This window comes from Streptomyces bullii, from assembly GCF_042657145.1.
In the GTDB taxonomy this organism is placed as follows: domain Bacteria; phylum Actinomycetota; class Actinomycetes; order Streptomycetales; family Streptomycetaceae; genus Streptomyces; species Streptomyces bullii.
Genome location: NZ_JBHSNY010000015.1, coordinates 149,775 through 163,175, shown reverse-complemented (window position 1 = coordinate 163,175; position 13,401 = coordinate 149,775). Strand labels below are relative to the sequence as shown.

Here is a 13,401-nt window from a genome sequence, read left to right as displayed (position 1 = left end):
AGCCCGGGGCGGGGCAGAGCCCCGCCGTTCGTCTCCGCGTCTTCCCCTTCCCTGACGGATCCCAGACCCGGAGAAGAGTTTCCGTATGCCTCAGCACCCAGTCGACCTGCCCACCACCACCGTCCGTCTCGACCACACCGTCGTGCACGCCACGGACCGCCGTCTGTCGGCGGAGTTCCTCGCCGCGATCCTCGGCCTGGAGGTAGGCGCCCCGTTCGGGCCGTTCCTCCCCGTGGACCTGGGCAACGGCGTGACCCTGGACTTCTACGAGAAGCGGGACGAGCCGATCCAGCCGCAGCACTACGCGTTCCTCGTGCCCGACGACCGGTTCGACACGATGATCGCCCGCCTGGAGGCGGTGGGGACGACCTTCTACGCCGACCCCCGCCACACCGAACCGGGCCGTGTGAACGGTCTCTTCGGCGGGCGCGGCGCCTACTTCGACGACCCTGACGGCCACAACATGGAGATCATGACCCGGCCCTACGCCCGGCCCGGCTCCTGAGCGCGACTACAGCGCCCGGTACATGATGTGCGGCTCTACAGGGCCCTGTACATGATGTGCAGCCCCACCCGTCCGTGCCGGGGGTGGTCGAAGGCGTCCGGCACCGTGCCGAGGATCGTGAAGCCGAGGGAGGTCCACAGCTTCACGGCCGGGTTGGTCTCGACGACGGCGTTGAACACCATGCCTCGGTAGCCGGCGGCCCTGGCCTCGTCCAGGACGTGTGCGGCGAGGGCGCGGCCGATGCCGCGGCCGCCCTGGCCGGGGTCGACCATGAAGCCGGCGTTGGCGATCCGGGCGGCGGGGCCGCCGTAGTTGGGGGTGAGGTAGGCCGAGGCGACGACCGCCCCGGTGTCGTCCTCGACGACGAAGACGCGCTTCGCCGGGTGCATCCACAGGACCCGGGCGTCCTCCTCGGAGGTGCCCGGGTCCCAGGTGTAGGTCTCGCCCTCGGCGACGATGCGGTGCCAGATGGGCCAGATGCGCGGCCAGTCGTCAGCCGTTGCTTCCCTGATCAGCATGGGTGTGAGTCTCGCACGGCCATGCGTCGGCGATCGCGAGGGGGCGAGCGTGGCCCTCCGCTCGACGAGCGTGGGAGGGGTCAGTCCACGCTGGGCAGGATGTGGGGCTCGGCGAGGTCCTCCTCGTAGCCCGCCAGACGGATCGGGGCGGACCGGGCCCACACGTCGAGACTGCCGAGTTCCCCGGGCCTGCGGCCCGCGCGCTCCGCGCGTTCCTTGGGGCGCTGATCGCGATTCGTCTTCTCCGGTGTCACCGCGCACTCCTTATGTGTCGGTCACCCTCGGGACAGATCGGCCCAGTGTCCGGCCTGGTGCCTGGCGTCCGCTCGGGTCTGTTGGGAAATGCAGGTCGGACGCGGTGGCGCCGGCAACTCGTGTGAGATCAGGCCGTTGTGAACCGGCTTGTCCCATGACGGACCGTGGGTGTGGGTGGGACCCCGTGTGCTGTCCGTCGGCTCCAGATTAACCAAATGAGCGGGGGTCCGCTCGATGGGGCCGAAAACAAGGGGTAACGATCGCGCGTCACCCCGTGTTCGATCCGTCATCCTATGATCCTGTTTGTTACATGGCGAGTTGTTTGCGGGTCACCCATACGGGCTATCGAGGCCCGGTCCTCGGCGAGGTGGCCACGCAGTTCAAGTGCCGTTGGCCGCGCCGCAAGCCGGCCATGCTCTGCTGACGTGAGCAACGGCTGTCTCGCGGGAGGACTGACGCATGGAGCTGCGCAGCGTCGAGGAGCTGATGGATCTGCTGAACGCCTGCCGCGGCATCCGGGACCTCCCGGACCGCGGCGGCGCCCCGGTCGACCTGCACGAGCACGCCCTGCGCACGGCCGCGCTGCTGCGCCGCGGCCGTCCCGCCGACAAGGAACTCCAGGTGGCGGGCCTGGTGCGGCCCGTCGGCCGGCTGCTGTGGCCGGGCGACCCGGCCGGGGCCGCGGACCGCGCGGCCGACGCCGTACGGCCCCTGCTCGGCGAACGGGTCCGCGCCCTCCTGCGCGGGCGTCCGGCCGGCGACGACCTGCTCACCCTGCGCCAGGCGCACGAGGAGGCCCGCACCGCCGCCTTCGACGCCGGGGTCCTGGAGGACTGGCGCACGGTGCTGGAGCTGCTGGCGGCACGCAACTCGAGCCTCGGCGCCGTCGACTGACGACCCGTCATGAGTGTCCGACGGTGACGGCCGCCCTACGGGCTGCGGGCAGGGCCGCCGTGTGACGGGGGGCCACGCGCGGGATCGGGCAGGCCGTCGCGCGGGCGTCGGCCGAGGCGGGGGCACGGGGTGCTTGACCGCTCGTGACGCGGGCGACGTCCTGCGGACGGCGCGCGGGGTAGTGGGTCACGGGGGCGGTCCTGCCGGTGGACAGGGGACGCGGATGCGGGACCCGTCGGGCTCGGCTCCGTGCGCCGTCCACGACCGGCTACGGCGTCACCACTTGCCCGGCGCGTAGTCCTTCAGGAAGACGCCGTACAGGTCCTCGCCCGCCTCGCCGCGCACGATCGGGTCGTAGACGCGGGCCGCGCCGTCGACCAGGTCGAGCGGAGCGTGGAAGCCGGCCTCGGCGAGGCGGACCTTGTCGGGGTGCGGGCGTTCGTCGGTGATCCAGCCGGTGTCGACGGCCGTCATCAGGATGCGGTCCTTCTCGAACATCTCCTGGGCGCTGGTGCGCGTCAGCATGTTCAGGGCGGCCTTGGCCATGTTGGTGTGCGGGTGGCCGGCGCCCTTGTAGCCGCGGGCGAAGACACCCTCCATGGCGGAGACGTTCACGATGTACGTCCGGCGGGCCTGCGACGCCGCCATCGCCGGGCGCAGACGGCTGATGAGGATGAACGGCGCCGTGGAGTTGCACAGCTGGACCTCCAGCAGCTCGACCGGCGTGACCTCCTCGACCGTCTGCACCCAGCTGTTGGTGTCGTGCAGGTCGGGTACCAGCCCGCCCGCGTCGATGGCCGTCCCGGCGGCGATGCGCTCCAGGGAGGCCGAGCCGGAGACGAGGGCCAGGTCGGTGACGTCCTGCGCGGTGAGCGCGCCGCCCCCGGCGACCGGGAGCTCGGCGACGGCGCCGGAGCCGAAGGTGCCGATCACCTCGGCGGCGGGCAGTTCGCCGGCGGGCAGCGGGGCGGACTCGGCGGCGAGCAGCTCGCTGTATGCCTGAGGGGAACGCCGTACGGTCTGGGCCGCGTTGTTGATCAGGATGTCGAGCGGGCCGGCGGCGGCCACCGAGTCGGCGAGGGCGACGACCTGGGCCGGGTCGCGCAGGTCGATGCCGACGATCTTCAGCCGGTCGATCCACTCGTCGCTGTCGGGCTGGGCCTTGAAGCGGCGGATGGCGTCGTTGGGGAACCGGGTGGTGATGGTGGTGTGCGCGCCGTCGCGCAGCAGTCGCAGCGCGATGTACATGCCGATCTTGGCCCGGCCGCCGGTGAGCAGCGCCCGCTTGCCGGTCAGGTCGGCGCGGGCGTCGCGCCTGGCCCGGTTCTCGGCGGCGCAGTTCTGGCAGAGCTGGTGGTAGAAGTAGTCGACCTCGACGTAGCGCTGCTTGCAGATGTAGCAGGAGCGAGGGCGCTGGAGTATCCCCGCGATCCGGCCCGGCTGGATCTTCGAGGAGGGCAGGACGCCCTCGGTCTCGTCGTCGATGCGCTCGGCGGAGCCCGTCGCGGTGGCCTCGGTGACGGCCCGGTCGTGGGCGGTCTTGGCGGCCCGGCGCTCCTGGCGGCGGCGCTGCTTGACGGTGCGGTAGATGTGCGAGGTGGCCCGGCGCACCAGGATCGCGTCGGGGTGGTCGACGTCGAGCTTGTCGAGTTCCTCGAGCACGCTGAGGCAGACGGCCAGCCGCTCCGGGTCGATGCCGGGCCCGTACGACGGCCCGGTCGCCTCGTCCATGGCCTGCGGGCCGTCCTCTGTCACCGTCATCGCCGCTGTCGTTCCCTGCTCTGCCGTCGCGGCGCTCCGGTCGCGCCCGCTTTCGAACGGGGAAGTCTACGGAGCGCCGGGCCGCACCGCCAAACCCGCGGTGATCAGGACCCGCAGGCAGCGATCAGCGCCTCAACCTCCTCGGAGACGGCCGCCGCGAGCCGGTCCAGGTCCGGTACGGCCTTCCCGTCGGCGACGAGCCCGTAGTGGACGTGTCCGCGGTACGTGGAGACGGCCACCGCCAGGGAGTGGCCGGGGGCCAGCGGCGCCAGCGGGAAGACCGCCGTGAGCGGGTGCCCGCCGAGCCTCATGCCGAAGCCGGGCAGCGGCACGCTGGTGACCAGGATGTCGAACCAGAGTCGGGCGGCCTGGCCGACCAGGGGGCCGCCGAGCCGGTGGCCGAGCGCCGGCACGTGGTCGGCGAGCAGGGCGACGGCGCCCGCTCCCCGGTTGGGTCCGGCGTCCTTGTTACGGTCCATGGCCGTGCGGACCGTGTCCAGGCGGCCCATCGGGTCGGGGTCGCCCACGGGAAGCCGTATCAAGTAGCCGGAGAGCCGGTTGCCCTGAGGGTGCGCGGTGCGTGGGCGGCGCTTGGAGACGGGGATCAGGGCGCGGGGCGCGACGCCCTCGCTGCCGTCACCCCGTTCGTCGAGCCAGCGACGCAGAGCGCCCGCGACGACCGCGATCAGGACGTCGTTGACGGTGCCGCCCTCGCTCTTGCGGACGCGGTGCACGTCGTCGAGGTCTACGACGACGCCGGCGGTACGGCGGGTGCCGCTGGGCGCGCAGCTGAGCGCTGGCGTGGAGCGCACGTCCAGGGAGGAGCGGGCGACGCAGGCGCCGATGTCCAGGGCGCGGCCGACGTCGGACAGGGCGCCGCGGACCAGCTCCGGCAGTCTGCGCACGTCCGGCAGCAGGCCGCGCGACGGCTCGGCGGGGCGGGGCCGGGGCGCGGGCATGTCGATCGGGTCCAGGACGGCGGCGGCCAGCGTCAGCGCCCGCAGCCCGTCGGCCAGCGCGTGGTGGAACTTGAACAGCACGGCGAAGGAGACGCCGTCCTCACCCGGCAGCACGTGGGCCTCCCACGGCGGCCGGTCACGCTCGAGCGGGCGCTCCATGAGCCGGCCCGCCATGCCGTGGAAGTCGGCGGTGGGGGCGTGCAGCCGGACGTGGTGGAGGGGATCGAAGTCCGGGTCGGGCTCGCGGGCCGCGCCGCCGAAGGCGAGCGGCTGCCGCAGGGCGGCGGACAGCGGCTCCCGGAGCGCGGAGAACGGCCGCTTGAGGGCCGTCAGCGGCTCCTGGAGGTCGAGCGGCTGCCAGACGTCCCGGATGCGCATCCGCAGTCCGGGGACGGCGGCCGCGCGGGAGGCCAGGAGGTCGGCCGCGTGGGCACCGGCGGCGGGCGAGTGCGTGGCGAAGATCCCGAGCGCGCCGAGGTGCATGGGGTGTTCGGCGGACTCGATGTTCCAGAACGCCAGGTCGAGAGGAGCGAGCAGGTCAGAAGTCAATGGCTTGCCTCGCGTCGACGACGGGTGTGCCAGCAGTCAATCGCCCCCGGCCGATTACAGTCAAGTACGATCAAGCTACGCACAGTTAACAGTGGATTAAGTCCCGCCCCCTCACGAAGGGGCGGGACTTATCGTGCATATGAGGTCACTTCAGCACAGGTTGCGCCGCCGGGCATCCCGTGGGAGTCACCCGGGAGGCGTCACGGATCAGGTCCTCGTGCGCGTCCCTCACCCGTGCCACGTCCGGCTTGAGCACCTCGCGGTCGTACGTCAGCAGGCCGTTGAGCTCTCCCTCGACGTCCGCGATCTGCGTGTAGACGGCGCCGTTGCCGCCCCGGCAGGCCAGCGCCCGGACCTCGTCGAGCTTGGCCAGGTAGTCGTCGGTGTAGGTCGCGGGGTCGACGTCGACGTACGACTGCTGCACGGACCAGGCGTGCCCGGGCACGGCCAGGCCGAGGCCGCCGTACTCGCCGCTGACCAGGGCGCGCCGGCCGTCGGGGCGGGGCGGCAGGGCGGGGCTGGGATAGCCGTGCTCGTCCATGATGTCGCCGGTGCCGCCGTCGGCTCCCAGGTTGAGGCCGGACTGGCCGTTGACCAGCCGGGTCGGGTCCCAGGCCTTGGCCTGCTCGGCGACGCGGCCCACGTCGTACTGGCCCCAGCCCTCGTTGAAGGTCACCCACATGACGACCGACGGGCTGCTGGCGTGCTCGTCGATCATCTCCTTCAGTTCCCGCTCGTACCGCTCGCGGGCCTCGGTGCCCGGGTTCACGCCGGCCGTCATGGCGGGCATGTCCTGCCACACCAGCAGGCCCAGCCGGTCGGCCCAGTGGAACCAGCGGTCGGGCTCGACCTTGATGTGCTTGCGCACGGCGTTGTAGCCGAGCCTCTTGTGCGTTCTCAGGTCGAAGGCGAGGGCCTCGTCGGTGGGCGCGGTGTACAGGCCGTCGGGCCAGAAGCCCTGGTCGAGCGTGGCCATCATGAAGACCGGTTCACCGTTGAGGAGGGTGCGCGGCACGCCGTTCACCCGCTGCACGGCGACGGAGCGCATCCCGAAGTAACTGCCGACCCGGTCGGCGCCGACGGTGACCTTCAGGTCGTACAGGAACGGGTCGTCCGGCGACCACAGACGCGGGTCGCGGAGGGTCAGGGTGAGGGGCCGGCCGGTGCGCCCGCTCGCGGTGGCGACCCTGCGGTGCCCGTCGTACGCCGTCGCCGTGACCGGTACGCCGTCGCGGACGCCCCGCGGCTCGACGGTCAGCGTGCCCGCCGGGACGTCGGGGGTGAGCTTGAGGGAGTCGACGTGGTCGCGGGCGACCGGCTCCATCCACACGGTCTGCCAGATGCCGGAGGACGGCGTGTACCAGATGCCGCTGGGGTCGAGCCGCTGCTTGCCCAGCGGCGGGTTCTCGCCACCGGCCGCGTCGGTGGGGTCGTACACGCCGACGATCAGTTCCTGGGTGCGGCCTGGCTGGAGCGCGTCGGTGATGTCGGCGCTGAACTTGTCGTAGCCACCCTCGTGGGTGGCGACCTCGGTGCCGTTGACGTAGACCTCGGCCCGCCAGTCGACCGCCCCGAAGTTCAGGCGCAGCCGCTTGGCCGATCCGATGCGCCAGTCGGCGGGCACGGTGAAGGTGCGGCGGTACCACATGCGGTCCTCGTGCCGCTGGATGCCGGAGAGCTGGGACTCCACCGGGTAGGGGACGAGGATGCGCTCCCGGAGCGTTCGGCCGACGGGCGGTGCCTCGCCCGCCTCGGCGGCGGCGAACTGCCAGCGGCCGTTGAGGGTGCGCCACTCCTTCCGGGTCAGCTGCGGACGCGGGTACTCGGGATGGGCGTTGTCCGGGCCGACCTCGTCGGCCCATCGGGTGCGCAGTTCGTACGTGGAGCGGTTGGGGCCGCTGGTCCAGAACTGCTCGACGACGTCGCCGTCGGCGCCCGTCAGGCCGCCTTCGCCGTCGTAGCGGACGTCGGCGGCGCCGCGGGCGGTGCCGGTCCGGTTGCCGACGACGGGTTCGTCGAGCGCGATCAGGAGGGCCGTGGGATCGGCCGGGTCCGGGGCGGCCGCCCTGAGGGGCCAGGTGGCGCCGCCGATCACCGCGTCGAGGTGGTCCGTCAGTCCTGCCGGGGGTGCGGCGAGGCGCTGGGCGAAGTCGAGTTTCAGGGTGCGGCCGTCGGGCAGGACCGTGGTCGCTACCGGGCCGTCGTAGTCGAATCCCTCGGGGAGGCGGAACGCGGACTGCGGGACGGGCTGCTTGCCGCCGCCGGGCGGCGTCCAGCGCAGGTGGAGGTTGGAGCCTCCGTAGTGCTCGAAGTACTCGACCTTGATGTCGTAGGCCTGTCCGGCGGTCAGTTCCACGGGGGCGGCGGTCTGTTCGCGGTCCCAGTCGTCGACCCAGTGGTCGATGAGCAGCCGGCCGTCCACCCAGAGGCGGAAGCCGTTGTCGCCGATGAGCGAGAAGGTGTGGGGGCCGGTCCGCTCCGGGACGATCCGGCCGGTCCAGCGGACGCTGACGTCGTCCGGGCGTCCGGTGGTGAAGGTCAGGCGCGGTTCCAGGATGTCGAAGTCGAGCCGTGGGTCGACGGTGGTGGCCTTGAGCGTGTGGAAGTCGAAGGTGCCGGGGGCTGAGTGGGTGTAGTACTCGCCCTTGAGGCCGTGGACCTCGGCGGGATCGTCCGCCGCCGGCGCGGGCGCCGCGGTCAGGCCGGTGAGGCCGAGGAGCGCGGCGAGGAGTAACGCGAGTCGTCCGATGAGGCGTCTGGTGTGCACGGAACCTCCATAACAACGTTGTCATGGACAGCAGTTGGCATGACAACACGGTTTCCGCTTTGCGTCCAGGTACATGACAAAGCGCGGACGTGGCGGAGGCCCCGGCCCACCCGCCGGCCGGGGCCTCGTCGCCGGTCTCGGCGCCGCGGTCGTTACGGGACCTGCTGTCCCTTCCCGAGAGCGATCACTCCGCCCTTGGAGACCGTGTACAGCTCCGCGTCCCGCTCCGGGTTGACGCCGATCGTCGCGCCGGGCGGCACCTCGACGTTCTTGTCGAGGATGGCGCCGCGCACCACCGCTCCCCGGCCGATGTGGACGTTGTCGTGCAGCACCGAGCCCTGGACCACGGCGCCCGGATCCACCACGACGCCCGGCGACAGCACGGACCGCGTGACCTGCCCGCGGATCAGGCAGCCCGCGCTGATGATCGACTCGCTGGCGATGCCGCCGGCGTTGAAGCGGGCCGGCGAGAGTTGGTAGGAGTGCGTGTAGATGGGCCACTGACGGTTGAAGAGGTTGAACGCGGGGCGCTCGGCGATGAGGTCCATGTGCGCCTCGTAGTACGCGTCGAGGGTCCCGACGTCACGCCAGTAGCCCTGGTCGCGAGTGGTCTCGCCCGGCACGTGGTTGGCGCTGAAGTCGTACAGGGCGGCCTCGCCCCGGTCGGTGAGCTGGGGCAGGATCGATCCGCCCATGTCGTGCACCGAGCTCTCGTCCTCGGCGTCCCGCTGCAGCGCCTCGATCAGGGCCTTGGTGGTGAAGATGTAGTTGCCCATGGAGGCGAAGACGCAGTCGGGGTCGTCGGCGAGTCCCGGCGGGTCGGCGGGCTTCTCCAGGAAGCGCTCCACGGTCTGGCCGTCCGAACCCGGGGTGATCACACCGAAGGCGGAGGACTCGGTGCGCGGCACGCGGATCCCGGCCACCGTGACGCCCGCGCCGCTCTCGATGTGCTGGGCGAGCATCTGGCGCGGGTCCATGCGGTAGACGTGGTCGGCGCCGAAGACGGCCACATACTCGGGGCGCTCGTCGTAGATCAGGTTCAGCGACTGGAGGATCGCGTCGGCGCTGCCGAGGTACCAGCGCGGGCCGAGGCGCTGCTGGGCGGGGACCGGCGTGACGTAGTTGCCGAGCAGGCTCGACATCCGCCAGGTGGTGGTGATGTGCCGGTCCAGCGAGTGCGACTTGTACTGCGTCAGCACGCAGATGCGCAGGATGTCGCCGTTGACCAGGTTGGACAGGACGAAGTCGACCAGGCGGTACGTGCCGCCGAAGGTGACCGCGGGTTTGGCGCGGTCCGTGGTCAGGGGCATCAGGCGTTTGCCCTCTCCGCCCGCCAGCACGATTCCCAGGACCGAAGGACCACCACGACGCATGGCCGCTCCCCTCACGCCGATTTCCCCATGCCTGCCCCTGCCCAGGGCGGACTAAGCCTGTTTGAGGATCTCCTCGTAGAGCCGGACCGTGCGGCGGGCCACCGCGTCCCAGCCGAACTCGCCGACCGCCCGCTCCCGCCCGGCCTCGCCCATCCGCCGGGCGCCCTCCGGGTCGCCGATGACCCGGTCCAGGGCCCGTGCGAGGCCCGTCTCGAAGTCGTCGTCCACGGGCACCAGCAGGCCCGTCCTGCCGTCGTCCACGACCTCCGGGATACCGCCGACCCGCGACGCCACGACGGGGGTGCCGCACGCCATCGCCTCCAGGTTGACGATGCCGAGGGGCTCGTACACCGAGGGGCACACGAACACGGCGGCGTGGGTGAGGAGCTGGATCACCTCCGGGCGCGGCAGCATCTGCGGGATCCAGTACACGTGCTGCCGTACCCGGCTCAGCTCCTGGAACAGCTCGCGGAACTCCTGGTCGATCTCCGGTGTGTCGGGCGCGCCCGCGCACAGCACGACCTGCGCGGCCGGGTCGATGTCCCGCACCGCGCGCAGCAGGTGCGGCACGCCTTTCTGGCGGGTGATGCGGCCGACGAACAGCACGTACGGTCGGGAGCGGTCCAGGCCGATCCGGTCCAGGGCGTCGGTGCCGTGGTCGGGCCGGTACAGGCTCGTGTCGATGCCGTTGTGCACGATGTGGACGCGGTCGGGGTCCAGCGCCGGGTAGCAGCCGAGGATGTCCTCACGCATGGCGCCGGACACGGCGATCACCGCGTCGGCGGCCTCGATCGCGGTCCGCTCGGCCCAGCCGGACAGCGCGTACCCGCCGCCGAGCTGCTCGGCCTTCCAGGGACGCAGCGGCTCCAGGGAGTGCGCCGTCATCACATGCGGGACGCCGTACAGCAGCTTGGCGAGGTGGCCGCCGAGGTTGGCGTACCAGGTGTGGGAGTGGACCAGTTCGCGGCCCTCCAGCCCGGCCGCCATGGCCAGGTCCACGGAGAAGGTGCGCAGCGCGTCGTTGGCGCCGTCGAGCGTGGACCAGGGCCGGTGGCGCAGCACCCCGTCGGCGCGGCCCTCGCCCCAGCAGTGCACCTCCAGGTCCACCAGGGGCCTCAGCTCGCGGGCGAGGAACTCGACGTGGACACCCGCGCCGCCGTACACGTCCGGGGGGTACTCCCGGGTCAGCAGTCCCACTCGCACCCGGAACCCCCTGACTGAAGTGGCCGATTCCCTTTCATGGTCACCCAGATGCGGCTCGCGGGGAAGAGCGCGGGGGTCGTGGGAAGCAACAGTCGCCGCAGACGCCTGCGTGCGGCACGCGGTAGTACAGGCAGCAGCTGCGCCGTCGGAAGGCGGTTCCGGTGAGGGTTCCGGCGCCTTCGAGCAGGGGGTGGCCGAGGAGCGCGGCGGTCAGGGAGCGGGCCCGGGCGGCGGCGTCCGCACGGCCGTGCCGCCGCGCCCAGCCGTCCAGTTCCCGGGCCGCACCGGCCAGCGCGGAGGCGGCGTTGCCGCGCAGCAGGCCGGACGCGAGACGGTACCGGGCGCGCAGGGCGGCGGCCAGGGGTTCGAGGTGGCCGTGCAGCACGGTGGCCGCGACGGTGGCCGCGTCCCCCGGCAGCGGCCGGACTCCGGACAGCCACAGGTCGTCGGGGGCGCTGCCGTCGGGGTCCCAGTGCAGCAGCCGGCCGTCGAGGTCGGGGACGTGGCCGTACAGGACGGCGCAGGCCAGCGCCACGGACCACAACCGGGCCGCGAGCCCCTGGTGCGCCACGGACGCGGCGACGCGTGTCTCCGGGACACGCAGGGCCGTCGCGACCTTGCGGACACGGAAGGCCAGGGGATCCGGCCGAACATCCTCTGGCCAACCGCCGTACGCCTGTGCGAGCGTGGGGAGAGGGCCGTACGGTTCTTGCGCCGTACGCGCACCCGTGCGCAGGACGAAGAAGCCGCCGAGCGGGCGGAGGGCGGCGAGGCCGGGGTCGAGGTCCACGTCGAGGTCCACGGAGAGCAGTAGTACCAAGACCCCTAGGGGATGAGACCGAGGGGTCTCCACCCGCCGGTGACCACCTTGGGGATGACGGGTGTCCCGGCGTACTCCATCGGCAGTAGGACCGATTGAGTGCTCAGGGACGACGACGGGAAGAGCCCGGCAAGGAATCGTGTTGGTCATGAGAGCCGACCCTTCACCGCGCCGGGCCCAGGGCCCCCGCTGCACGCAGAGGAGCAGCCGATGAGCGCCCTCGCGTTGTCCGTGCTGCTGTCACTCGTCTCCGCCGTGGCGTACGCGGGCGGGGCGATCGTGCAGGAGCGGGTCGCGGTGTCCTCGCCGGACGGGCAGTACGCGCCGCTGCGCCGGCCGATCTGGTGGTTCTCGCTCGCGCTCAACGGCCTCGGCGGACTGCTCCACGTCGTGGCGCTCGCCTACGGGCCTCTCAGCGTGGTCCAGCCGCTGGGCGCGCTGACCATCGTCTTCGCCCTGCCCATGGCGGCGCTGTTCGTCGGCCGCAGGGCGGGCACCACGGCCTGGCGGGGCGCGATCATGGCGACGGTCGGCCTGGCGGGGCTGCTGTCCCTGGTCGGCGCGTCGGACACGCACTCCCTGGGCACCGCCCAGCGGGTGGCGGTCGGCCTGGTCACGGCCGGGGCGGTCGTGGCACTGATGATCGCGGGCCGGGCCGCGCACCGGCACCCCGCGGTGCGCAGCGTGCTGCTGGCGACCGCGTCCGGCATCGCGTTCGGCATGTCGTCGGTGTTCACCAAGACGGCCACGGTGGACTGGGCCGGCGGGATGTCGGCGGCCGACCTGCCGTCCCTGGCCGCCATCGGCGTGTTCGCCATCGCGGGCGTGCTGCTCTCCCAGGCCTCCTACCAGGGCGCCGGTCTCGCGGCTCCGCTGGCCACCCTGACGGTCGTGAACCCGGTGGTGGCGGCCGTGGTCGGCATAACGATGTTCGGTGAAACCTTCCGCTACGGCACCGCGGGCACCGCGCTCGCCCTGAGCTGCGGGGTGGTGGCGGCGGGCGGACTGATCCTGCTGACGACGGAACGACTCGCCCACGAGCACCCGCGGATCGCGGTCGCCGGGGCGCCGGACGCCGGCGCCGTGTCGTTGACCGGGCCTGGCGGCGGGGCCGACAGGGCAGGAGTCGGGGACGTCCTGGAGACCCGGCCGGAGGTGGCCATCATCCGCCGGGAGGGGGCGCTCGCCCACCCGGAGGACGCGCACACGCTGCTCGTCGGGGCGGGCGCGGGCGCTGGGGCCGCCACGCGTCCGCGGTCGGAGCTCGGCGGGGTCCCTGCGGAGGCGGGGCGAGCCCTGCCGGAGACCGTGCGAGCACGGGAGACGGTGCCGGCGGCGCGGTCCGGCGCCCTGCGGGAGTCCATTGCGCCGGCGCGGTCCGGCGCCGACGGCTCGCGGGAGCCCGTGTCGGCGACGCGGGCGGACCCCGGCCTCGTGCTGGAGCCCGTGTCGGCATCGCGGTCCGGCCCCGGCGTGGCGCCGGAACACGTGGCGGCATCGCGGTCCGGGGCCGACGCCTCGCGGGAGCCCGTGTCAGCGACGCGGTCGGGCGCCGGCCTCATGCTGGAGCCCGTGTCGGCATCGCGGTCCGGCCCCGGCGTGGTGCCGGAGCACGGGTCCGTATCGCGGTCCACGACGGCTGCTCGGACAGCGGCGGCCGTCGGGGCGGTGCCGGGCGACGAGGCGCTCACCGAGCTGCGCGAGGACGTCGTCGCGCCGGTCCCGGTGCTGCCCGTCCCCCAGGGCCAAGGGCCCTACGGGGACGAGGAACCGTCGGCTGCCTCCGGCTTTCCTCCG

General features: G+C 72.6%; 10 protein-coding genes and 1 pseudogene. 3 read left to right on the top strand and 8 right to left on the bottom strand.

Annotated elements, in window-relative coordinates:
* The first annotated feature begins 85 nt into the window (after positions 1-85).
* Entirely contained in the window at positions 86-505 is a 420-nt protein-coding gene (locus tag ACFPZJ_RS35330) for a VOC family protein (protein ID WP_381030425.1), read from the top strand.
* A 35-nt stretch (positions 506-540) separates the two neighbouring features.
* Here ACFPZJ_RS35330 and ACFPZJ_RS35325 read toward each other — a convergent pair whose 3' ends face one another.
* Positions 541-1,023, bottom strand: coding sequence for a GNAT family N-acetyltransferase (locus tag ACFPZJ_RS35325; protein WP_381030422.1), 483 nt, complete (start codon positions 1,021-1,023; stop codon positions 541-543).
* An 80-nt stretch (positions 1,024-1,103) separates the two neighbouring features.
* Positions 1,104-1,277, bottom strand: a complete 174-nt coding sequence (locus ACFPZJ_RS35320) for a hypothetical protein (protein WP_381030420.1) — start codon at positions 1,275-1,277, stop codon at positions 1,104-1,106.
* Between the two features lie 460 nt (positions 1,278-1,737).
* Here ACFPZJ_RS35320 and ACFPZJ_RS35315 point away from each other — a divergent pair, with 460 nt between their 5' ends.
* Entirely contained in the window at positions 1,738-2,172 is a 435-nt protein-coding gene (locus ACFPZJ_RS35315; RefSeq protein WP_381030417.1) for a hypothetical protein, read from the top strand.
* Between the two features lie 276 nt (positions 2,173-2,448).
* On the opposite strand, the gene ACFPZJ_RS35310 is transcribed toward ACFPZJ_RS35315, so the two are convergent.
* From ACFPZJ_RS35310 to ACFPZJ_RS35285, 6 genes are all read right to left on the bottom strand, one after another.
* Positions 2,449-3,933 carry an SDR family NAD(P)-dependent oxidoreductase gene (locus ACFPZJ_RS35310; protein ID WP_381030415.1) on the bottom strand — a complete coding sequence of 495 codons (1,485 nt, stop codon included), beginning with the start codon at positions 3,931-3,933 and terminating at the stop codon, positions 2,449-2,451.
* A gap of 104 nt (positions 3,934-4,037) precedes the next feature.
* A complete protein-coding gene (locus ACFPZJ_RS35305) occupies positions 4,038-5,441 on the bottom strand; it encodes a wax ester/triacylglycerol synthase family O-acyltransferase (protein ID WP_381030413.1) in 1,404 nt (467 codons plus the stop codon).
* A 145-nt stretch (positions 5,442-5,586) separates the two neighbouring features.
* Entirely contained in the window at positions 5,587-8,208 is a 2,622-nt protein-coding gene (locus tag ACFPZJ_RS35300) for a PA14 domain-containing protein (protein ID WP_381030411.1), read from the bottom strand.
* 152 nt (positions 8,209-8,360) lie between these two features.
* Positions 8,361-9,581, bottom strand: coding sequence for a glucose-1-phosphate adenylyltransferase (glgC, locus tag ACFPZJ_RS35295; protein ID WP_381030408.1), 1,221 nt, complete (start codon positions 9,579-9,581; stop codon positions 8,361-8,363).
* A 51-nt stretch (positions 9,582-9,632) separates the two neighbouring features.
* Positions 9,633-10,784 (bottom strand): glycogen synthase, encoded by a 1,152-nt coding sequence (gene glgA, locus ACFPZJ_RS35290; RefSeq protein WP_381030405.1) that lies wholly within the window; start codon positions 10,782-10,784, stop codon positions 9,633-9,635.
* Between the two features lie 40 nt (positions 10,785-10,824).
* Positions 10,825-11,574 (bottom strand): (2Fe-2S)-binding protein, encoded by a 750-nt coding sequence (locus ACFPZJ_RS35285; protein WP_381030654.1) that lies wholly within the window; start codon positions 11,572-11,574, stop codon positions 10,825-10,827.
* Between the two features lie 240 nt (positions 11,575-11,814).
* On the opposite strand from ACFPZJ_RS35285, the pseudogene ACFPZJ_RS35280 reads away from it, so the two are divergent.
* A pseudogene (locus ACFPZJ_RS35280) lies at positions 11,815-12,675 on the top strand (DMT family transporter); the annotation flags it as partial.
* Between the last annotated feature and the right edge of the window lie 726 nt (positions 12,676-13,401).